General features: G+C 30.6%; 19 protein-coding genes. 14 read left to right on the forward strand and 5 right to left on the reverse strand.

The genetic code is table 11. The annotated features are described in order from the left end of the window. The first annotated feature begins 8 nt into the window (after positions 1-8). Genes JG780_RS02315 through JG780_RS02340 form a run of 6 tightly spaced genes read left to right on the forward strand, consistent with a single transcriptional unit; the run spans position 9 to position 8,879 of the window. Positions 9-839 carry a glycoside hydrolase family 16 protein gene (locus JG780_RS02315; protein ID WP_004103002.1) on the forward strand — a complete coding sequence of 277 codons (831 nt, stop codon included), beginning with the start codon at positions 9-11 and terminating at the stop codon, positions 837-839. A 24-nt stretch (positions 840-863) separates the two neighbouring features. Continuing rightward, positions 864-1,703 (forward strand): glycoside hydrolase family 16 protein, encoded by an 840-nt coding sequence (locus JG780_RS02320; protein ID WP_114702800.1) that lies wholly within the window; start codon positions 864-866, stop codon positions 1,701-1,703. Positions 1,704-1,715: 12 nt separating this feature from the next. Then, a complete protein-coding gene (locus JG780_RS02325) occupies positions 1,716-2,717 on the forward strand; it encodes a substrate-binding domain-containing protein (protein ID WP_012580492.1) in 1,002 nt (333 codons plus the stop codon). A 12-nt stretch (positions 2,718-2,729) separates the two neighbouring features. Next, entirely contained in the window at positions 2,730-3,620 is an 891-nt protein-coding gene (locus JG780_RS02330; protein ID WP_004103010.1) for an aldo/keto reductase, read from the forward strand. A 13-nt stretch (positions 3,621-3,633) separates the two neighbouring features. Beyond that, positions 3,634-6,702 (forward strand): hypothetical protein, encoded by a 3,069-nt coding sequence (locus JG780_RS02335; protein ID WP_232617943.1) that lies wholly within the window; start codon positions 3,634-3,636, stop codon positions 6,700-6,702. A 17-nt stretch (positions 6,703-6,719) separates the two neighbouring features. Continuing rightward, positions 6,720-8,879 (forward strand): glycoside hydrolase family 3 N-terminal domain-containing protein, encoded by a 2,160-nt coding sequence (locus JG780_RS02340; RefSeq protein WP_012580493.1) that lies wholly within the window; start codon positions 6,720-6,722, stop codon positions 8,877-8,879. 83 nt (positions 8,880-8,962) lie between these two features. Here JG780_RS02340 and JG780_RS02345 read toward each other — a convergent pair whose 3' ends face one another. From JG780_RS02345 to pcp, 5 genes are all read right to left on the reverse strand, one after another. Further along, positions 8,963-9,574 carry a DUF2202 domain-containing protein gene (locus tag JG780_RS02345; protein WP_004103016.1) on the reverse strand — a complete coding sequence of 204 codons (612 nt, stop codon included), beginning with the start codon at positions 9,572-9,574 and terminating at the stop codon, positions 8,963-8,965. Positions 9,575-9,893: 319 nt separating this feature from the next. Next, positions 9,894-10,925, reverse strand: coding sequence for an L-Ala-D/L-Glu epimerase (locus JG780_RS02350; RefSeq protein WP_004103019.1), 1,032 nt, complete (start codon positions 10,923-10,925; stop codon positions 9,894-9,896). Positions 10,926-10,939: 14 nt separating this feature from the next. Further along, positions 10,940-12,259, reverse strand: a complete 1,320-nt coding sequence (locus tag JG780_RS02355) for a transglutaminase-like domain-containing protein (RefSeq protein WP_004103022.1) — start codon at positions 12,257-12,259, stop codon at positions 10,940-10,942. Positions 12,260-12,275: 16 nt separating this feature from the next. Continuing rightward, entirely contained in the window at positions 12,276-12,959 is a 684-nt protein-coding gene (locus JG780_RS02360) for a Crp/Fnr family transcriptional regulator (protein WP_012580494.1), read from the reverse strand. A 17-nt stretch (positions 12,960-12,976) separates the two neighbouring features. Continuing rightward, positions 12,977-13,594 carry a pyroglutamyl-peptidase I gene (pcp, locus tag JG780_RS02365; RefSeq protein ID WP_004103026.1) on the reverse strand — a complete coding sequence of 206 codons (618 nt, stop codon included), beginning with the start codon at positions 13,592-13,594 and terminating at the stop codon, positions 12,977-12,979. A 271-nt stretch (positions 13,595-13,865) separates the two neighbouring features. Between pcp and JG780_RS02370 the strand changes: the two genes are divergently transcribed. Genes JG780_RS02370 through JG780_RS02405 form a run of 8 tightly spaced genes read left to right on the forward strand, consistent with a single transcriptional unit; the run spans position 13,866 to position 23,612 of the window. Beyond that, positions 13,866-15,119, forward strand: a complete 1,254-nt coding sequence (locus JG780_RS02370; RefSeq protein ID WP_004103028.1) for an extracellular solute-binding protein — start codon at positions 13,866-13,868, stop codon at positions 15,117-15,119. A 15-nt stretch (positions 15,120-15,134) separates the two neighbouring features. Continuing rightward, positions 15,135-16,442 (forward strand): hypothetical protein, encoded by a 1,308-nt coding sequence (locus tag JG780_RS02375; RefSeq protein WP_004103030.1) that lies wholly within the window; start codon positions 15,135-15,137, stop codon positions 16,440-16,442. A gap of 53 nt (positions 16,443-16,495) precedes the next feature. Beyond that, on the forward strand, positions 16,496-17,470 hold the full coding sequence (locus tag JG780_RS02380) for a LacI family DNA-binding transcriptional regulator (RefSeq protein ID WP_287569100.1): 975 nt from the start codon (positions 16,496-16,498) through the stop codon (positions 17,468-17,470). 11 nt (positions 17,471-17,481) lie between these two features. Further along, a complete protein-coding gene (locus JG780_RS02385) occupies positions 17,482-18,360 on the forward strand; it encodes a carbohydrate ABC transporter permease (protein ID WP_287569101.1) in 879 nt (292 codons plus the stop codon). Further along, on the forward strand, positions 18,357-19,187 hold the full coding sequence (locus JG780_RS02390) for a carbohydrate ABC transporter permease (RefSeq protein ID WP_287569102.1): 831 nt from the start codon (positions 18,357-18,359) through the stop codon (positions 19,185-19,187). The genes JG780_RS02385 and JG780_RS02390 overlap by 4 nt, the downstream gene beginning before the upstream one ends. A 22-nt stretch (positions 19,188-19,209) precedes the next feature. After that, on the forward strand, positions 19,210-20,094 hold the full coding sequence (locus JG780_RS02395; RefSeq protein ID WP_287569103.1) for a glycoside hydrolase family 130 protein: 885 nt from the start codon (positions 19,210-19,212) through the stop codon (positions 20,092-20,094). A 4-nt stretch (positions 20,095-20,098) separates the two neighbouring features. Further along, positions 20,099-21,523, forward strand: coding sequence for an alpha-glucosidase AglA (gene aglA / locus JG780_RS02400; protein ID WP_012580515.1), 1,425 nt, complete (start codon positions 20,099-20,101; stop codon positions 21,521-21,523). 4 nt (positions 21,524-21,527) lie between these two features. After that, positions 21,528-23,612 carry a beta-sandwich domain-containing protein gene (locus tag JG780_RS02405; protein WP_287569104.1) on the forward strand — a complete coding sequence of 695 codons (2,085 nt, stop codon included), beginning with the start codon at positions 21,528-21,530 and terminating at the stop codon, positions 23,610-23,612. The last annotated feature ends 20 nt before the right edge of the window (positions 23,613-23,632 follow it).

Consider the following 23,632-nt stretch of genomic DNA (forward strand, 5'->3'; position numbering starts at 1 on the left):
GTGATATTATGAGAAAAGTATTAATATTTACATTAACAATTATTTTATTTATTTTTGTCTCTTGTAAGTTAATAGATTCTGATGGTGACAACTGGAAGCTTGTTTGGTCACAGGATTTTGATGATTATTTAATAGATAAAAATGTTTGGAATTTTGAGGTTGGAAATGGTCATTTAAAAAAAATTCCAGGTTGGGGTAATGGAGAGCTTGAATATTACACTAATGGACAAAACTCCTATATAGAAAATGGATATTTAGTTATTGAAGCAAGAAAAGAAAAAGTTAGCGATTCATATGGAACATATAACTATACTTCAGCGAGAATGACAACTCAAGGAAAATTTCAAGTAAAATATGGAAAAGTAGAAGTTCGTGCAAAATTTCCATATGGAAAAGGATTGTGGCCAGCAGTTTGGATGTTGGGCGAAAATATTAATAAAGTGGGATGGCCTAATTGTGGTGAAATAGATATAGTTGAGTTTCTTGGACATGAACCAAATAAAATTTATGGTACAGTTCATGGGCCGGGATATTCAGGGAGTGAAGGTATTTCTAATATTTATATAACAAAATCTCCAAATTTTACAGAAGATTTTCACACTTTTGAGATAATTTGGAATGATGAAAGAATTGAATTTTATGTTGATGGAAAAATTTATCATTCTGTTTCAAAGTCATTTGTGTTAAGCAAAGGCTACAATTGGGTGTTTGATAAACCATTTTATTTAATAGTAAACCTTGCAGTAGGAGGATACTGGCCTGGATATCCAGATGAGACGACTAAATTTCCTGCTAAAATGTATGTTGATTATATTAGAGTTTGGAAAAAAGAAGAATAAAAAGATTTATTGTGAGGTGATTATATGAAAAAGGTATTAGTTATTTTTCTTTGTCTTGTTTTAATTTCGATTTTTTTTGCAAATGGAGGCGAAGAGATGGGACAATCTGAATGGAAGTTAGTTTGGTCTGAAGAATTTAACGGAGATAAATTAAATACTGAGGTTTGGAAGTTTGATATTGGAAATGGACATTCTAGATGGAATCCAGGTTGGGGTAATGCTGAACTTCAATATTATACCGAAGGAAAAAATATGTACCTTGAAAATGGATATTTAGTTATTGAAGCAAGGAAAGAGAAGATTAGAGATTCATATGGTGAATATTATTATACTTCTACGAGGATAAATACTGAAGGAAAATTCAAAATAAAATATGGAAAAATAGAAGTTCGTGCAAAATTTCCGTACGGTAAGGGATTGTGGCCGGCCGTATGGTTGTTAGGGACAAATTATAGATATGTGGGTTGGCCGATGTGTGGTGAAATAGATATTGTTGAATTTTTAGGACATGATAAATATACAGTTTATGGAACAATTCATGGCCCAGGATATAGTAAGGATAAAGCAAAATCTTGGAAATATAGACTGAAAATTGAGGAACCAGATTTTACAAAAGAATTTCATAGATTTGGTGTAATATGGGATAAAGAAAAAATTTCTTTTTATGTGGATGATACGGTTTATTACACAGTTACTAAAAAAGCTATTTTGAGTCAAGGATATCCATGGGTTTTTGATAATTATTTCTTTATAATAGTAAACTTAGCAGTAGGAGGATACTGGCCTGGATATCCAGATAATACGACCAAATTTCCTGCTAAAATGTATGTTGACTATATTAGGATTTGGCAAAAAAATGAATAGAAGGTGGTTTATGTGGCAGGAATCAGGGATGTTGCAAGAGAGGCAAATGTTTCAATAGCTACTGTATCAAGAGTTATTAATGGTAGTGATAAAGTTTCAGAAGAAACGCGTAAAAAAGTTTTGAGGGCAATGAGAAAATTAAACTTTAGACCTAAACCATACTTTGGTAATAACGAAGTGTTTTTTAAAACTATTGGTGTATTAGTTCCAGATATAAGAGGATATCACTATAGCGATATCGTTATGGCTATTGAAAGTTGTGCTTTTGAAAATGGTTTTGACGTTATTCTTTCAATTCCAAAGGCGGATATTGATAATGAAAAACACATTCTCGAAAAATATTTTAAAAGAAAGATTGATGGAATAATAGTTGCAGAGCTTTTAGGAGGAGAAAACTATATCGAAAAGTTTTTGAAAAGTGGGATTCCATTGGTAGTTCTTGATTTTAGTGTGGAAGAAATAAATTTTGACGTTGTAAATGTTGATAATATGATGGGTGCATATAATGCAATAAAGTATTTATATGAAAACGGTCATAGAAAAATACTTTTTATCCCAGGCCCTGAATGGTCTCCAGCAGCTAATGAAAGAGAAAAAGGAGTAAAAAGATTTTTGGAAAGTGTGGATGATTTAGAGATATATTATACAAATATAAGAGGATATAATTCTCAAGATGGTAAAGATGCTATATTTGAATATCTTACTAAAAATAGTTTAAACTTTACTGCAATTTTTGCTGTTAATGATTGGACAGCTATTGGAGCGATAGATGCTTTGCGGATAAAAGGTATAAAAGTGCCAGATGATGTATCAATTATAGGCTTTGACGATGCACCTTTTCTTGATTATATTGAACCTAAATTGACAACAGTAAGACAACCGAGATGGGAACTAGGTTATACTGCTGCACAGATTTTGATAGAAAGAATTACATCTAAAAGATCTAGACTTCCTAGAAATGTTGTTATTCCGCCTGAGTTAGTTATAAGGGAATCTGTAAAAAAAATTAAATGAGGTGGTGAAAAAATGAGGGTTGAATTAAGTAGAGTTATTCATGGTTTAATGAGAATTAAAAGTTGGAAATATACCACAGAAGAATTGTTAAGTTTGATTTATAAGTTAATAGATTTAGGTGTTACAACATTTGATCTTGCTGATATCTATGGAGATTATGAGGCTCAAGAAATTTTTGGAAGAGTACTAGAAAAAGATCCTTCTTTAAGGAAAAAAATTCAGTTAATTTCAAAAGTTGGTATTGTTTTACTTTCAAATAAGCATCCTAATGTGTATGTAAAACATTATGATACATCAAAAAAGCATATTATAGAATCTGTGGAGAAGACTCTGAAAGATTTGAGAACTGATTATATAGATGTTCTTTTGATTCATAGGCCAGATCCATTGATGGATGTGGAAGAAATTTCTGGAGCATTTGAAAAATTAAAGGAAAGAGGAATGGTACTGTCTTTTGGTGTTTCAAATTTTTATCCAAGTCAAATGTCTTTATTTGTTGAAAAATTATCATTGCCTTTGCTTTACAATCAGATTGAAATCTCACTATGGAATGTAGATTCTTTTTTTAACGGAACTTTGGATTATTGTCAAGAAAAAGGTATTTTACCAATGGCTTGGTCCCCAGTTGCTGGTGGAAGATTGTTTAAAGAAGAAGATATAAGAAAAGATGATAGGGTTTTAAGAATTCATAATGCACTTGTTGAGGTTGCAAAAAATCATTATACAACTCCTGAGCATATAGCATATGCATGGCTTTATAAGCATCCTTCAAAAATTTACCCTGTTGTAGGTAGTGGGAATTTTGAAAGAATAAAAACAGCTGTTGAGGCTTTAAATATAGAACTTGATAGGCAAGAATGGTTTTATTTATTGAAAGCTTCAAGAGGAATAGATGTATTATAAAAATGTATGAGAGGTGATAAAATTGAAAAAATTTGACTTTGTGATTGAAAACTATTCAAAGCAAAAATTATTTTCAAGTTTTTTACCAGGAATTGCCGGGAAAAATGGAATACCTTTATGGGTATTCTATGTGAATAGGGGACAGTGTATAGCAAGTTTTGGGATTGAAAATAAGGCAAATTCAATTCTCGAATTTAAACCTGCCGGGCAGAGTCATACGGATACTCCGCTCAAAGGATTTAGAACATTCATAAAAGTTGACGGTAGATATTATGAACCATTTTCTGAGTTAACTAATTTCAAAAGGGAAATGAGAATTAATAAAAATAGCCTTGAAATTGAGGAAAGAAACAATGAATTGGGTTTGAAGGTAAAAGTTATTTATTTTGTCCTTCCAAATGAAGATTTTGCAGCTTTAGTAAGAAGAGTAGAAATTGAAAATGAAGATAAATATGAAAAACATATTGAGATTATAGATGGTCTCCCCGAGGTTATTCCTTATGGTGTTTCAAATGGTCTTTACAAAGAAATGGGATATACTGCACGTGCATGGATGCATGTATACAATTATGAAAAAAAGGTACCGTTTTATAGTGTGAGGACAACAATTGGTGATCTTGAAATTGTAGAAGAAATTAATAATGGTTATTTTTATTTTGCATCAAGTGGAGATGAGTTACTTGAGGTAATATACGATAAAAATGTCTTATTTGGTAATTCAACATCACTCCAAGTTCCGCTTGTATTTAAAGAATTAGGAATTAAAGAAGTACTAAGAAAAGAACAATATGATGAAAATCTTCTCCCAAGTGCTTTTGGAGTTTTGGAGAGAAAACTAAAAGATAAAGTAGTAATTAATAGCATGATAGGTTTTTCTAAAGAGAAAGGACTGATAAATAATAATATCAATACTCTTAAAAAGGATGAGTATATCATTTCAAAAAAAGAAGAAGCAGACTTAATTGTTGAGGAATTGGTTAGTGAAATAAAAACAAAAACCTCCAACAAGTTGTTTGATAAGTATTGTGAGCAGAATTATCTTGATAATGTATTAAGAGGAGGATATCCATTAGTTTTTGAAAATAAAGATGGTAAGGTAGTTTATCATATATATTCAAGAAAACATGGAGATTTAGAAAGAGATTATAATTTTTTCGTATTAGAGGCAAAAAAATATTCTCAAGGTAATGGTAATTTCAGAGATGTTGCACAAAACAGAAGGAATGATGTTATCTTTCATCCAGAAATAGAGGATTTTAATTTAAGCATGTTTGTGAATTTAATACAGGCTGACGGTAACAATCCATTGGTTGTTAAAGGAACAAGATTTAAATTTGAAGGTGACCCCTCGATATTAGATGGTGTGAATGAAGAATTAAAGGAATTTATTTTAAATAATTATTTTACTCCAGGGGAAATTCTTGAAAAACTTAAGGATAAGAACGTTAATGAGGATGAATTTGTTTCGAAAATTTTGTATCATTCTTCTCAGCATGAACAAGCGGAATTTGGGGAAGGTTACTGGATTGATCATTGGACTTATTTAATGGATTTAGTTGATACTTATAAAGAAATTTATCCAGATAAATTACAGAAAACATTATTCGAGAAGTTTGAATATAAAATATATGACAGTCATGCATATGTCAAACCAAGAAAAGAAAAGTATAAATTATATAAAGGAAAGGTAAGGCAAATTGCTGCAGTTGGAGAATCTCATGAAAAATTAAAAATAATTCAAGAAAGAGGTCACAATTATTTGACAGATAGAAACGGTAATATTTATAAAACAAATATGTTTGAAAAGCTATTATTACTTGCTGTAAATAAATTTGCGACACTTGATCCTTATGGAATGGGCTTGGAAATGGAAGCCAACAAACCAGGATGGAATGATGCTTTAAATGGGCTTCCAGCACTCTTTGGTTCTGGAATGAGCGAGACTTTTGAGTTGAAAAGATTAATTAATTTTATGTATGAAGAACTAAAAAAATACAATAAAGATATTGAAGTTTTTGAAGAGTTGCAAGAATTCATTCAAAAAATAAAAGTGGAACTTGAAAATTATTTTAATGACAATGATCAGTTTATATACTGGGACAATGTTTCAAATGCAAAAGAAGAATATAGAAGTAAGGTATTTTATAGTATAACAGGAAATAAAAAGAAGATTTCAAAAGTTGAATTATTAGCAATTTTAAAGAAGATGATAAAAAAGCTTGATGAGGGAATTGAAAGGGCTAAAAATTACGGAAAAGGTATATATCCTACCTTTTTTACTTATGAGCTTGTCGATTATGAAGTTATAGATGGTGTAATTATACCTAAGAAATTTGAGGTTAATGTTTTACCTTATTTTCTTGAAGGAATTGTTAGAGCATTTAAGGTTATAGATAAAGACGAGAAGAAAAAATTATATGATTTTGTAAAGAATTCAAATATTTATGATAAAAAACTAAAGATGTACAAAACTTCTGAGAGTATTTTAAATCAACCCTATAGTATTGGTAGAATAAGAGCATTTACACCTGGTTGGCTCGAAAATGAATCTGTTTTCATGCATATGGAATTTAAGTATCTACTTGAATTAATTAAATCGGATATGCTTGAAGAGTTTTATGAAGATATAAAAACAGCACTTCCACCTTACATGGATTATAAGGTGTATGGTAGAAGTATTTTAGAAAATTCTTCGTTTATAGTGAGTAGTGCAAATTCAAATCCAAATCTTCACGGTCAAGGTTTTTATGCACGCCTTAGTGGTTCAACGGCAGAATTTTTAAGTATGTGGAAGTACATGTTCATAGGTGATAAATTATTTACACTTGAAAATAATGAACTTACATTTACCTTTGAACCGAAAATAAATAAAGAATTCTTTGAAAACGGTGTAATTGAATTCAAACTATTTTCAAAGACTAAAGTAAAATATGTTAATCCTCAGTTAAAAGAAAAGATTGGCAGAATTGAAGTTTTTGTAGATGGTAAAAAATTTGAGATACATGGGAATAAAATAAAAGGAGAATTGGCTCATAAATTGAGAAATAAAAAAATAGACGAAGTTATATGTTATTTTGAATAATTTAAGGGGGCATAATAATGGATATTGAAAAAATAATTTCACAAATGACAGTTGAAGAAAAGTTAAAACTTTTAGTGGGAGTAGGACTCCCAGGAATGTTTGGAAATAAGTCATCTAGAGTACCAGGTGCAGCGGGTGAAACTCACCAAATAGAAAGGTTAAAAATACCTTCTACTGTTCATGCTGATGGCCCGGCAGGTTTGAGAATAGATCCTGAAAGAGAAAATGACAGTAATAAATATCATGCAACTGCATTTCCTATTGCTTCGATGCTTGCTTCTACTTGGAATAAAGAGATTTTGTTTGAAGTTGGAAAAGCAATGGGGAATGAAGCTAAAGAATATGGAGTTGATTTTTTGCTTGCTCCGGCAATAAATATTCATAGAAATCCTTTGTGTGGAAGAAACTTTGAGTATTATTCAGAGGATCCCATTTTGACAGGTGAACTTGCATCTGCTTTTGTAGAAGGTGTTCAGTCAGAGGGTATTGGAACAAGCTTAAAACATTTTGCTGCAAATAATCAAGAAACAAATAGAATGAAGATAGATACTATTGTATCAGAAAGAGCATTAAGAGAAATTTATTTGAAAGGATTTGAAATTGTAGTGAAAAAAGCAAAGCCATGGACGGTTATGAGTGCTTACAATAAATTAAATGGAAAATATTGCTCTCAAAATAAATGGCTTTTAACAAAGGTTTTGAGAGAAGAATGGGGATTTGAGGGTTTTGTAATGAGTGATTGGTTTGCTGGTGATAATCCTGTTGAACAAATAAAAGCAGGTAATGATTTAATTATGCCTGGCAAAACTTACAATGTTTTTAAAGATAGAAAAGATGAAATTAAAGAGTTGAAACAGGCATATGAAAAGGGTGAAATTACTGATGATATTATTAACGAAAGGGTAAGGACAATTTTAAATATTTTGATGAAGACTCCATCATTCAAAGGATATAAATATTCTAATGCTCCAGATTTTGAAAAACATGCTAGAATTTCTTACAATGCTGCTTCTGAAGGAGTTGTTCTTTTGAAGAATAACGATGTATTACCTTTTAGTGCTGATGCAAAAGTTTCAATTTTTGGAACAGGTCAGATTGAAACTGTAAAAGGTGGATTTGGTAGTGGAGATACACATCCAAGGTATACTATAAGTATTTTTGAAGGTTTTAAAGAAAAAGGAGTTAAAGTAGATGAAAAAATTGGAAATTTCTATAAAGAGAAAGTATTTGAACTTAGAAATGGAAATTATAGGCCAAATTATGTCAATGAGTTTAATTTAAAAATTCCTCCAAAACTACCAGAAGATATTTTGGATGAAAGTATGATTGATGAAGCTTCTGAAACAAATGATTTAGCTATTATTGTAATTAGTAGAATTTCTGGTGAATTTGTTGATAGAAGGGCTGTAAAAGGAGATTATTATTTAAGTGATGATGAACAAAAGCTTATAGAAAATGTGTCTAAAAAATTTCATAGTAAAGGAAAGAAGGTTATAGTGTTACTTAATATAGGTGGTCCTATAGAAATTGCAAGCTGGATTGAGTTGGTGGATGGATTACTACTTATCTGGCAGCCGGGGCAAGAAGCTGGAAGAGTTGTTGCAGATGTTTGTTTGGGGACTGTAAATCCTTCTGGAAAGCTTCCAACAACTTTTCCAAAGGATTATCAGGATATTCCTTCAAAGTCGTTTCCTGGCAAACCAGTTGAAAATCCATTAGAGGTAGTATATGAGGAAGATATTTACGTTGGTTATAGGTATTATGATACATTCCAAATCGATCCATTATTTGAGTTTGGATATGGCCTTTCATATACTAAGTTTGATTACAAAAATTTGATTGTGAAGCATGATGATGAAAATATCGAAATTTGTTTTGAAATTGAAAATAGTGGTAATGTTGAAGGTAAAGAAATTGCTCAGGTTTATGTTAAAGCTCCTAAAGCAAGGTTAGATAAACCGTTCCAGGAATTGAAAGGTTTTTATAAAACGAAAATGTTAAAACCAGGCGAAAAAGAAGAAATATCAATAAAGATTGCATTAAGAGATTTAACTAGTTTTTGTAAGGATAAATGGGTACTTGAAGAAGGAGAATATAGAATAAGAGTCGGAGCTTCATCAAGAGATATAAGGTTAGAAGAAAAAGTATTTTTAAAAGAAAAAGTATTTAATTTATAAAAACTTGAATGAAAAAATGTAAATCCCCATCTCTCATTATGAAAGATGGGGATTTTTGTTTTTAAAGTCTTAATAATTTTTATTCAAAATTTTAAAATTTCTCTAAATCTTTCCAATGATATAAATTGTGGAGTATAAGTTTTGCCGAGTTTATCAAGGTTTTTTATGAACGATCTCATATGATTTTCTGATCCTTTCATTAGATTGTTGTAAATAAATTTGATATCTTCATTATCAGTACTTTTTAATAATTCTTCTAAATCAAAAATATCTAGATCTTCAATTGTTGCTCCTACTTTTAAAGCATCGCTTAATGATTTTTCTCCAAGTGATAAAAGTTCATTAAATAAATTTTGCAGTTCTTCATTTTTAAATACTCCAATATTTTCAAAATCTTCATCAGTTATTGGATCTTTAAGATTATACTTTTCAATTAAAGTTTTTACTGCATCCATATGAGTTTGCTCAGATTGCGCAATGTTATAAAACACTGGTAAGTCCCATGTTTTATATAATTCCAAATAAACATCTCTTGCTAATTTTTCTTCTTCCCTCATCTGCATTATACCCTCTACTTCACTTGCAGAAAGTGTTTCATATGGTAAAGAATTTACCTGTTTATCCACAGTTAAATTTCCAGCAAATAAAACAATTGATAAAAAATTTAAAACTGCAAAAGCTATTACTTTTTTCATGTTAATCACTTCTCCTTTTATGATATTTTTCGTTGACAATTTTAATCTTACACTAAAAAGCTTAATGAATACTTAAAAATTACTTAGGATTTACTTAGAAATGGATTAAAAAAATAAAAAATATCAAAAAACGTAGATATATATTATATGAGTAGGATAAAATTAAGAGAAAACAGAAAATTCAAGTAATATACCATATATATTTGTTCAACATTTGTTTATATCATTCAAAAAATGAAAAACTAAAAAAGTTGGCTAAAACTAGCCAACTTTTCCATAAAAATTATATTTTTCAACTATAAAGTTCTTTTACAAACAGTTATATTGCTATGTGATAAGGGATTTCTGTTTTATATTTACCTCTAAAGTTTTCTTCTTTTATAATTAATGCACTATCTAGATCATGAAAATCAAACGCACCAGTTCCAAGTGCAAAATGAACACTTTGATTTATTCCTAGGCTTGATTCCCCCATGCAACCAATCATTAAATGTAAGTTTGCTGCTTTTACAATTTCGACTATAGCCAATGCGTCTGAGATTCCACTCTTCATAAGTTTAATGTTTACATAGTCAACAGCTTCTTCTTTTATTAACCTCATAACGTCATATTTTGTTTTTGCACTTTCATCTGCTCCAACAGGAAATGGAGAGTGAAACCTAACAAATTTTAATCCTTCAATATCGTGCATTTTTACAGGTTGCTCAAAAACGTTGATATCAATTCCCTTTTTGTATAGTTCGTTTACAAAGGTAATAGCTTCTTTTGGTGTGTATCCCATATTGGCATCAACAATATATTTTGCTCCACTTGTTTTTTCATATATTCTTTCTATAGTCTCAATATCTTCCCTGAGATTTTCTCCAACTTTTATTTTTATAATTCTGAAACCTTCTTCAAAAATTTTTGTTGCATCATTTACTCTCTCTTCTAACGTACCAATAGAAACGGTTTTATCTGTTTCTATTTTTCCTTTTGCACCACCCAGGATTTTATAAACTGGCAAATCAATTTCTTCAGATAAGGCATCTAATACAGCATATTGTACTGCTGCTTTAATGCTTGGAAATGCAAATAGTTTGTCTGTAATATCAAAAATCTGTCTATAATTTTTCGTATCATAACCTTTTATCATTTCATTTATTACTGGTTCAAGAGCAAGCAAAGCTTCCACCTTTTCTCCATTTACTCTAAAAGACGGAGATGCTTCTCCAAAACCAAGTATACCGTTTTCTAATTCGATACGTACCTCAATGTTGCTTGTTTTAGTTGAGATACTATTTGTAATATGAAATGGTTTTTCATATTCAAAGACGTTTAATTTAAATTTTACTGATTTTATTTTACCCATTTTTTCTTCCCCCTTTATTTAACTTCTTTAAATGATAAAATTTCAATTTCAGATTCTGTGTCTATAATATAACCATCTTTACTTTCCATTTCGCCAACCTGGTTGTCATATGGATCATTTCTGAAATATTTTTTCTTGGGAGAAAAGTCAGCCTGAAAATCAAGATTAGCAAACATTCTAAATCCATCTAAATTTCCAAAGTAGAACATTCTCATTTCTTCGTTATCTCTTCTACTACCTCCAAAAGATAAATCTGCTGGTACCCATCCAAAATCTTTAAGGTAAACTAATGCCCAATCATGAGGAGATGCACCAGAAGGGGTTGCGAACCATCCTGATTGCCATTTTGCAGGTATGCCAGCAAGTCTACATAACGTTATAAATGTAACTGCATAAAATCCACAATCTCCTCTAAATACTGTTGTAACGTATTCAGGAATATTGTCATAAAGAGCATAAGGAAGAACATAGGAATAATAAACGTTTTTGGTGAGATAATCATATATGCTTTTTGCTATTTCATAATCATTATTTGGTTTTACGGCTTTTAATATTTTTTGGAGAACTTCTTTCAAATATGGTGTAAATAAAACATGAGGTGGTTTTTCAGATAAATCAGCTTTTGTAGGTTTGTATTTGTACTTTGAATTTTCTCCAATCCATTCTGAAATATTATAGCTAAATTCAACCCAAAAAGTTTCTGTATCTTTTCCTTTCATGTGTACTGTTTTTTGTAAAGTTGTCGGAGAAGACAAGATATAATCATGGCTTGCATTAGTTATTTTTACTGAAGTTTGTTGGAATTTCTCAAATGGTACAGGAAGCCAAACACAAACATCTTCGTTTTTAGGATTTTTTCTTTTAATTGAGATTTTAGCAGAAACAGAGTAAGTTTTTTCTTGTTTAGTTTTTAATAATCTTACTATTGTGTCATTAGTTAATTTTCTAAGATTTCTCCTACTTTTATCTTTTTTCTGTCTTTCTTTATATTCTTTCAATGTAAAACCTACATTGTAATGAAATCTTTCCTGGAACCTTTTTTCTCCGTTAATAAATCTAAAATCAATATACCCATCTTCTAGAAGCTTTTCAAATTCCTGTTTTTTTGCGTTTTTAAAAAGCTTTTTAAAAAGTTCAAAAGCTTCTTTTTCGTTATATGGATAGGCTTTTTCTAAAAGTTCTAACCTGAAGAGTTCGAACTTTAGACGTTCTTTCAATGATTCTGGAATAGGTTTTTTAAATCTCTTTAAAATGTTTTCTTTTACCTGTTTAAACATACCAAGATTTATAAGTTTTTCAATATCCTTTGGTATAGGTGTTGTCAAAAATTTCATATTTTCCCCCCTATTTTTAAAATGATTTATCAAGTTTTTCAAGTTCTTTTAGATTTTTTATAATTATTTTTTTGTTTTTTATTGAAATAATTCCTTTTGAAATTAAATCTTTGAAAGTTCTCGTAACAGTTATACGAGAACATCCAATTATATTTGCTAATTCCTGTTGCGTTAAAGGAAAGTTAATTATAACTTTGCCATCTTTTTTAATTCCTTGCTGAGCTGCAAGCCTGAGTAAAGTATTTGAAATTCTGCCAATTGAATCATTAAAGGTCATGTTTAGCATTTGAAATTCGATAATTCTAAGTTTTCTAATAATGCTTTTCATAAAATATCGGTAAAGAATCGGTGAAGCAGTTAATTGTTCTTCTATTATTTTCTTTTCAAGAATAGAAATTTTAGAATTGACCACAGCAATTGTAATGGTATTGAATTTGGTTTCACCAAAATAATCAACTTCACCAAATATTTCGCCAGGTTGAAGATAAAATAGAATCTTTTCTAGTCCTTCTTTATTAGTAAGCGATTGTTTGAGTTTTCCTTCAACGACAATTGCAATGGAAGATTCATTTGAAAGTTCAATCTCACAATTTTTACCAACTTCTATCTGTTTGCCTTTTTTTGCAAGAGCAAGAAAAACATTTCTCAATTCATTTTGCTTTTCTTTATCAAAAATTGATTCATAAGAAAAGATTTCCATATTAAAAGCCTCCAAGATTATTCGTCATTGTACTCTTTTAATATGGCTTTTATAGAACAGACTAAAGCCTGAACAATATTATCTAGAGACATGCTGGGAACATTCTTCTTATTTAAAACCTGCTGTGGTAAATATGGAACGTGAATAAAACCACCTTTCATGTTTTTGTATTTTTTGTTTATAAGATAAAGTAGCCCATACATTAGGTGATTACATACGAAAGTACCAGCAGAATTTGAAATCGAGGCTGGAATGTTGCAATTTTTTATTTCTTCAACCATTTTTTTGATTGGTAAGTTAGAAAAATAAGCATTTTCACCATCTTCGAAAATAACTTTATCTTTGGGGTTATTTCCTTCATTGTCTGGGATATTTGCATCATCAATATTTATTGCAACTCTTTCAACAGTTATTTCATATCTTCCACCTGCTTGACCTACACAAATTACAATCTCTGGCTTTTCTTTTACAATTAATTCATCAAGGACTTCAATGCTTTTTCTAAATATAGTTGGAATTGATGCTTTAATTATTTGTGCGTTACCAATATAATTTGGTAATTTTTTAACAGCTTCAAAAGAAGGGTTGATTTTTTCTCCACTAAAAGGTTCAAATCCAGTAACCAAGATTTTCATACAATAACCTCCAATACATTATGTTTTCAGTTAAATTATATACAATTTTTCGACAAAATTTTGTATCTTGTGATACAAAATAAGGACTAAGTTTAAAATGTAATACAGATATGTAAGCGCTTACAAAAAACAAGGTAATTTTAAAAATAATAAAAATAATTAGATTTAATTGCTCTTAATTTTGAGTAAATGAATTTGGAAAAGTTATTTAAAATATGATAATCTTCTAACGATATATGTAAGCGCTTACAACAAATAGGGAGGTGAAAGTATGAAGAAACTTTTAATTATTTTTTTATTTTTACTCTGTTTTATTGTTTTTGCAGACAAGATAGTATTTTGGACTGCCCCAAATCCCTTGCAAGAAGAATTTTGGAAACCTTTGATTGAAGAATGGAACAACAATCATCCAGATGTACAAATTGATTGGAAAACTATCCCAGCAGCTGGAAGTTCTGAGGAAGCTATTTTAACAGCAGTTGCCGCTGGAAGCGCTCCAGATTTCTGTACAAATATCTTTAGTGGGTTTGCTGCACAACTTGCTGAGCAAGGGATTATAGTTTCTCTCGATGAGGAATACGGCCAGGAATTTTTTAACTTAGTTAAAACAAGGAATATGGAAAAGGTTATTGAAGGTTGGAAATTAGGTGATCATTATTACGTTTTCCCGATTTATTCTAACCCAATCTTGATGTGGTGGCGAAAGGACAAACTTCTGGAATTAGGTTTTGACACACCACCAAGAACATATTCTGATATTTATGAAGTAGCTAAAAAATATGCAGATCCTCCTGATAGATATGCAATGCAAGTTGTTCAGGGTAGAAATTGGTGGGATAGATGGTTTGATTTTATAACTTATTATTATGCGGCAAGTTCAGGAAAATCATATATTGACACAAAACGTTATAGAGCGTCATTTAATGATGAATACGGAAAATCCGTTGCAAAATTTATCTATACAATGTTTAAAAACAAATGGACAGCAGTTGAAATGGGAAATCAATTTTCCTTGTCAACCGGAAAAGCTTTAGGAGTTTTACAGGGGCCATGGTCTTTAAATTGGGCGAAAAACACTTACCCTGAAGTATACAAGAATATTTGGATTTCACCACCTCCTGTTCCAGATAACTATAATGGAGGGCCAATAAAAACATTTGCTGATACAAAGGGCTTAGTGGTATTTAGTCATTCAAAGTATAAGAAGGAAATTTTTGAATTTATTAAATGGGTATTTGGAAACTCAGAAAATGATGTTAGGTGGATTGAAATAACTAAAATGCCCCCAGCAAGAGAAGATTTAACAACAAATCCATTATTTGAAAAATTCATGAATGATGATCCTTATTTTGCGGCTTATGCTAAAGAAGTTGGAAACGCTATTCCACCAGCCTTGGTATCAAATACAATTGACGTTCAAGATGCAATGACAGTTTACCTAATTGAACCTTTAATGTATTTGAAAAGTACTCCAGAAGATGCAATTAACAAATGTGTAAAAGAAATTAATAAAATACTTTATTAATAGGAGGGATAAGACATGAAAAGATATTTAATTTTAATTCTTTTTATTATTTCCACTTTAGCATTATCTTTTACCTTAAAGGTTGAAGCTGGTAATGCAGATATTCCATTCGTAATGAAAATGTCAGACTTTCTTGATTATATACCAGAAGATGTAGATCCTTATTGGGATGCTATAAGGGTAAAGGTTGACGGGAATTACGTTCCTTTCCAGATTGATGATGTTGATGGCAATAGAAGAATATCTGGTGATGATTATTTAATGTTTCTTGCACACGGAAATTGTGAAATAATTATACCTGAAAATGAAATGGGCAAAGTAGAATTTGAAAGTTATTTTAAAGTAAGTAAAGATGGCAAAAATTGGATTATTAGTGGTGAAAACGGTGAAACATTCAAAATAGATGATCATGGTCTAGTTCACGTTACAAAATATGGAAGTGTTGAGGGGATACTCCTGGATGAAATAGGAATTTTAAGAGTTGCAGGATTTGCAAATAGTACTTATTATGTTAACGGCGAACTTGGAAAACATTTTGAAGAAGTATCATACGCCTTTGAACCTGTATCAATTAAAGTTATAACAGGTCCTGTTGCTTTCAGTGTTTATACAAAGTTGAGATCTATAACTTTTTCAGGACTTGATCAATATGTTGCTACCCATGTATTTAAGAATGGAGATATATTAGTGGATAACAATGTTTCCTTTAGAAATTACGCAGATTTGATGAAGTTACAACATATGGTAACTAGAGTTCTTACAAGCATTGATGGAGATGCTCTTCATGTTCTACCAGTTTTTAGAAAATTGGTTTGGGCAGATCAACTAAATATAACGCCTTACGAATATTGGTCAGAAAGAAAAGCAATAAGAATAGTTAACAATAAACCATATATTGTATTTCCAGCAAAAGATTCAATGAAACCGTTATGGTGGGGAGCAACATACATTTTTGCATCTGAAGAAAGATGGAGAGGAAACTATTCTGAAAAATTCAAATTGGGAATTGCAGAAATTTTACCAGAAATTCCTGTAGTAAAAGATAATTTTGTGGAATGGATTAATGGAAATACATGGGTATTTGAATCGCAGGAATTCAGAGATGGTATATTCAAATGGATTCCTGGAGAATTTGAAGCATTTGAAGCAACAAAAGGAGCATATCCAACTGACATGAATTATTGGCCAAACAGATATTATGCCGGTCAACAAGTGAATTTTAAAAGATTATATAGTATTAATAAATCTAATAGTCTTGAAGAATGGATTAAATTCTTAGAGGTTAAAAGCGACTCTTTTAGAAGAATAAAAATAGTAAAATAATATTGCGGAGGAGCCTTCCTCCGCAACTTTAAAAAAAAGAAGGAGGAATAAAATTGGCAACTATTGAAGATGTAGCAAAAAAAGCAGGCGTTTCTATTGCTACTGTATCCAGAGTTCTTAATAACGCTAATAATGTTTCAGAAAAAACAAAACTTAAAGTATGGAAGGCTATTGAAGAATTGAATTACAAACCTAAGATTCTTGCATCTGCTCTAGCAAGACACAAAGAAAAATTTAGAGTTGGAATATGTGAAAGTAAGAGATTAATCGATATGGAAAAAGAAAAAGTAGTTCCAGAGTTTTATACTGTAATTCTTACAGCTCTTGAAAAAACCGGAGAAGCTTATGGAATTAAATTTTGCAAAATGGATTTATTTAACCCGAGCGAATGTGATGGTTATATTTTGGTAGGCGGTGACACAACTAAAGAGTTAATAAAAGAATATAAAAATTTAAAAAAGCCTTTTTTACTTTTGGACCATTACATTCCTGGAGAAAAAGTTGATTGTATTGTTACAAACGGATTTGATGGAGCTTATTTTGCAACAAAATATTTAATAAAAAAAGGGCTAAGGAAAATTTATCATATACATGGACCTTTAAATTCATATGGATTTAAAGGAAGATTTGATGGGTACACAAGTGCAATGGAAGAAGCTGGACTTCTTCCAAAATATTATGAATATGACGACATTAAAGATAACATGTCTGATGTAATAGATTTTATGCTTAGAAAGAACGAAAAACCCGAAGCGATCTTTGCGTCAAATGATATAACTGCAATGAGGGTGATAAGGGAACTGAAAAAGAGAAATTTCAAAGTTCCAAAAGATGTTTCAGTTATAGGATTTGATGACATTATAAGTGCAGAGAGTTTTGATCCACATTTGACTACTTTAAAAGTTTTTAAAGATGAAATGGGCTCACTAGCTGCTAAGAGAATATATGAACTTTTGGTGGGACATGACATACATCCAATAATGATGTCTCTATTCACAAAATTTATTAAAAGAAAGAGTTCTATTTAGGAGGGATTTATTTGGTTTCTAAATTAAGAAAAAGAGAAAATTATCTTGGGTGGGGATTTTCTTCCATCTACTTAATATACACAGCAATTTTTTGGGGTTATCCCTTTGTCTGGTTAGTAATTCTTTCATTTTCTAAATGGAATTTTTTTGGTTCACCGCGACCGGTGGGATTTAGAAATTTTATAAGGCTTTTCAGTGATCCAATTTTTTGGAGAATTTTTTTAAATACAGTTAATTTTATGGTTTATTTCATTCCGATGGTACTTGGTTTGTCATTACTTTTTGCGCTTGCATTATACAGAGTAAATATATTTAGAACTTTTTTTGCTTTAAGCTTTTTGATAGCAAATGTCTCATCTGGTGTTGCATATTCGATTCTTTTTTCTAATCTTTTTTCAGAGAGTGGTCCAATAAATAGTTTTTTATATAAAAATTTTGGTATTACTGTTCCTTGGTTTAGTGATCCGCAACTTGCTCTTCTTTCAATTGCAATAATGGTAACATGGAAGTTTGTTGGTTATTATGGATTGATTTTATTTGCAGGTTTAAATGCTATTCCAAAATCTTTATACGAGGCAGCCGAACTTGACGGAGCTACTAACTGGCAAAAATTCTGGAAAATAACATTTCCATTAATTAATCCTGCATTAACTACAGTTCTTGTTTTTGCTGTTAACCTGACTTTTGGAATATTCACAGAACCATATATGATAACTGGTGGAGGTCCAATGAGAAGAACTCTTACGTTTATGATGCATATTTATACAACTGCTTTTCAAAGGATGGATCCTTCATATGCTGCAAGTTTAGCAGTAATAACGGGACTCTTAAGTTATGGTTGTGTTTTACTTGTCCGCTTCTTGGTTGAAAGAGAGGTGTCCCTTGTATGACAAATGCTCAGAAAAAAAGATTTCCATACATTACTTTCACATTGTTATTTATCGGAGCGATAATTTGGATTTATCCATATTTCTGGCTTCTTTTTTCATCTTTTAAGCCAGCTAGTGAAATTTATACACGCTTTTGGCCAAGCAAATTTACAATAGAGCATTATAAATTTATATTTTTGATGTCAGATAAACTTCAAAGACCTTTCTTTAGAGCACTCTTAAATAGTATATTCATCTCAGTTACTATTACCTTTTCTGTAATTGTTTCCTCGGCATTTTTTGGATATATTTTATCTAAAATTCGATTTAAGGGTAGAAAAGGTGTTTTTAATTTTATTCTTTTTCAAATGCTTTTTCCTGGATTTATGTTTATAGTTCCGTTATTTGTTTTAATAAAAACTCTTGGATTGTTAAACACATATTCAGCAATAATTTTACCTTCTATAATAAGTGCTTGGGGAAGCTTTATGTTTGCCCAAACATTTAAATCAATTCCAAATGATTATATTGAAGCAGCTAAGATAGACGGAGCAAATACTTTTTGGATTGTAACAAGAGTCATGTTTCCACTAGCACGTTCCACAGCATCTATTGTTGGCTTATTTACATTTATAGGTGCATGGGATAACTTCATGTGGCCTTTAATTGTTATGAAAGATTACAATAAAATGCCGTTATCGGTTTTGCTTGCAAGTTTCAACCATGAATATAGTAGTTATGTTGGACCAATACTTGCTGGTTCAGTAATTCAAACAATACCTATGGTTTTAATTTTCTTAATTTTTAGAAAATATTTCTTGCAGGGAATTTCAGTATCTTTAAAATAAGTTGATGAGAGGAGGAATTTATATGGAGCTGAAACTTGAACGTCATCCAAGAAATCCTTTATTTGCACCAAATCCAAATCACCTTTGGGAAAGTAGATTTGTTTTTAATCCAGCAGTAGTATACGATGGAGAGTTGTTTCATATGTTATACAGAGCGCAGGGTGAAGATATGGTTTCTAGAATGGGTTATGCTGTAAGTATTGATGGAGTAAATTGGAATAGATTTGAAAAACCAGTTTTTTCACCAGCAACTCAAGAGGAACTATACGGCGTTGAAGATCCAAGAATTACATATTTAGATGGATATTATTATGTAAATTACACAGCATATTCTCCTACTGGAATTAAGGTTGCAATGGCACGTACCAAAAATTTTATAACTTACGAAAGATTTGGACCTATACTTCCCGAAAGTCCGAATAAGGATGCTGCTTTATTTCCAGAAAAAATTAATGGAAAGTATGTTCTTATACACAGGATAGAACCAGATATCTGGCTTGCTTTTTCAGATGATTTAATTCACTGGGGAGATTATGTAAAAATAGCATCTCCAAGAAAAGATTACTGGGATAATGTTAAAATTGGTGCAGGAGCTCCACCAATTAAAACTGAATATGGCTGGCTTCTATTGTACCATGGAGTTCAAGAGGGGCCAAGATATACATACAGATTGGGATTTATTGTACTCGATTTAAATGATCCAACAAAGGTTATTAAACGTTCTGAGACGCCAATTTTGGAACCAGAAGAAGAATGGGAAATATTTGGAGGAGTTCCAAATGTAGTATTTTCAGATGCAATGGTTAGATATAAAGACAAGTATTATGTTTATTATGGGGCAGTTGATAATTACATAGCACTTGCAACAATTGAGATTGAAAAAGTTGAAAAATGGATAAGGGGGTAAATATATGTTTAAGGTTGCAATAGTTGGCGCGGGGAGCGCCGTTTTTTCTTTAAGAATTATTAGCGATTTTACAAAAATACTTGAATTTAAAGATGTTGAAATTTGTTTGATGGATATAGATGAATCAAGGTTAAATTCAACATACATCCTTGCAAATAAATTAAATGAAGAAATGGGAGCAAAATTAAAATTTAAAACTACTACAAACCTTGAGGAAGCAATTGATGGAGCAAGGTTTGTAATTAATACAGCTATGGCAGGTGGGCATGATTATTTAGAAAAAGTTAGGAAAATAGGAGAAAAATGGGGCTACTATAGAGGAATAGATTCACAAGAATTTAACATGGTATCAGATTATTACACAATATCGAATTTTAATCAATTGGATTTATTTTTAAAAGTTGCAAGATTAGTTGAAGAAAAGGGTGAAAAAGACGCATGGCTATTGCAGGCTGCAAATCCAGTGTTTGAAGGAACCACATTGATTTTAAGAAATGTACCAATAAATATGGTTGGTTTTTGTCATGGACACTACGGTGTACATCGCTTAGCTGAAGTTATAGGGCTTGATATAAGCAAATTAGATTGGCAAGTTGCAGGTGTAAATCATGGTATATGGTTAAATAGATTTTTGTATGATGGTAAAGATGGATATAAGGTAATAGATGAATGGATAGGAAATAATGTTTATGAACCAAAACATCCTTTTGATGACCAGCTTTCTTTAGCTGCTATAGATATGTATAAATTTTATGGACAAATGCCTATAGGAGATACTGTGAGGAATTCTTCCTGGAAATATAATTATGACCTTGAAACAAAGAAAAAATGGTATGGAAAATTTGGTGGTGCCGATTCACAAATTGGTTGGAAATGGTATCAGAACAACATAAAAGAAATTACTGAAACGATTAATAAATTAGCAAATTTTGTTTCAATGAATCCAAATATCAAATTGTTGGATTATAATACTTACAAAGATTATATGAATAATGAAATTTTCAAAGAAGAAATTGAAAGCATAATTAATCCAAAAAAATTTAGTGGAGAACAACACGTTCCATTTATAGATTCAATAGTTAACAATAAAAAACAAAGATTTGTTGTTAACATACTAAACAACGGAGCAATAGAAGGAATAGACAACGATGTAGCTGTTGAAATTCCAGCGTGGGTAGATTCATCGGGAATACATCCTGAACAAATTATGCCAAAATTATCAGAAAGAGTTATTAAGTATTACTTAAAGCCGAGAATAATGCGAATGGAAATGGCACTTGAAGCATTTACTAAAGGAGATATAAATGTTTTAAAAGAACTTCTTTTTAGAGATCCAAGAACCAGGTCTGAAGAGCAGGTAGAAGGAGTTTTAAATGAAATAATGAATTTGCCAGAAAATGCAAAAATGAGAGAGTATTATAAGAGGTGATTATATGAAAAAGATTTTAATTTTTATTTTTTTATTTTTTGGAGCATTTTTATTTTCACAAATTAATACAAATCACTTGGAGTTTTTAGGAGAAGATTTTGTATTAAATGGAGAAATGGTGAGAGGATATTTTGTATATGCTGATAAAACTTCAGATGGTTATAGGAAAATTCCTGCAAAAGGAGAAGGGGATATATGTGTTGATGATGTTTCAAGAGCAGTTGTTACATATGTTGAAATGTATGAATTTACTCGAGATAGTAAATATCTTGATTTAGCAAAAAAAGCAGCAAAATTTATTGTTCAAATGCAAGATTATGACGGAGACTTTTATAATTTTGCATATGTTGATGGTACTATAAACAAAACTGGTATAACAAGTTCAAAGCAGCATTCATGGTGGGCTGTTAGGGCATTTTGGGCTTTATCAAAAATTTCAAAATATGATTTTACATTTCTTGAAAATGCTAAGAAGGGTTATGAGTTATTATCCAACTATGTTGATGCTGGATTGTTAAATGGAGTGGGCGATCAGACATCAGTTTACATTCTTGGTTTGTGTGCATTAAATGATTTGGGAATTAATGTTAAAAATGAAATCAGGAATTCTGCAGATGCCATATTGGGACTTTATCAGTATGGATTTTTTAAAACTTATAAAGATAAAATACTCTGGCATGGATGGGGAAATAGGTATGTGGAAGCTCTTGTAGAAAGTTATAGAGTTTTAAAAGATAAAAAATATTTAGAATACGCAAAAAAAGCTCTTGAAATAGAAGGGCCAATTTTCTTGTCTACGGGGTTTATATATGAAATTTCAGACAAAGTAAAACTTTTTCCTGAACTTTCTTATGCAGTTGAAAGTATTACAGTTGGAGCAATAAAATATTATCTCGAAACAAGAGATGAAGAAATAGGTGTTTTAGCCTCCCTCATGGCAGGATGGTACAAAGGGTTAAATAGGCTTGGAAAACCTATGTATGGTCCAAATAGTGAAGGATATGATGGAATGGAATTTGCTCATATAAACTACAATGCAGGTGCTGAATCAACTATTTCAGCAGTTAGAACAATGTTATTTTTAGAAATTATGCCCGATAAATTAAAAAAATTATCGGAAGGAAAGCTCTTAAAATCATATCCCTTACAAGTTTTGGAAGCAGAAGCTGGTGACTGGGGATTATCCGATGTTCAAGTTTTGGTTGATGCTAAATTTGGTGGTTCAAGCGCTCTTTCATTTGAAGATAATGTAAGACTCAAGTTCAATGTTTCTCCTGGAGTTTATGATGTTATAATAGTTGGAAATGGTGGATACGATTGTACGGTTGTGTCTGGTGATGATAAAGTAACTGGAACCTTAAATGGAAGTTATGTCCATCTTGGGAAATTAAAGCTAGATCAGTTTAGGGTTATATTAAAAGGGGCTGGAATTATTGACCAAATAATTTTAATTCCTGAAAAAATAGGAGTTTTAACATCTGATATTTCTGCTTTTTACGAAAACGGGAAATTAACACTCAAAAAAGAAAACGTAGAGGCTAAAGTTGTTGAAAATAAAACAGAAAGTTTTGTGACATTTGATAAAATGGATAATTTTATCCTGTTTAATCTTGAAAATGTTTTAAACAACAATGGAATAGCTGATTCAATAAATGAAAAAGGAAATTTTGATAATCTTGGATCAGTTCTTGGGAGTTATCTTCCACAAGAGATAATAGAAAAGATAAAAGATTATAAAATACCATTTAAAATATATGAAAAAGGAAATGATAATATAAGGTGTAATGGACAAATTTTAAAGTTTAAAAAAGTATTTGTGAAAAACTTATATCTTTTAGTTGCTGCAAATCATGGAGATTATAATGTAATCTTTAAAGTTAATGGCAAAGATTTTGAAATGAAAATTCCTGATTGGTGTTCTGAAAAAATTGATATTATTTCAGATTATAGATTTGTTTTGACAGGAGAAAAACAATTTATTAAATGTGGTTTAAAAATTATTAGATTTGAGATAAATGGCATAATAGAAGAAATAATTCTTCCAAACGAAGTAAATGTTCACGTGTTTGCTATTACAGGAGAGTGGTAATTAAAATATAAAAAAATTTT

It is taken from the genome of Thermosipho sp. (in: thermotogales) (genome assembly GCF_020054775.1).
GTDB lineage: Bacteria > Thermotogota > Thermotogae > Thermotogales > Fervidobacteriaceae > Thermosipho > Thermosipho africanus.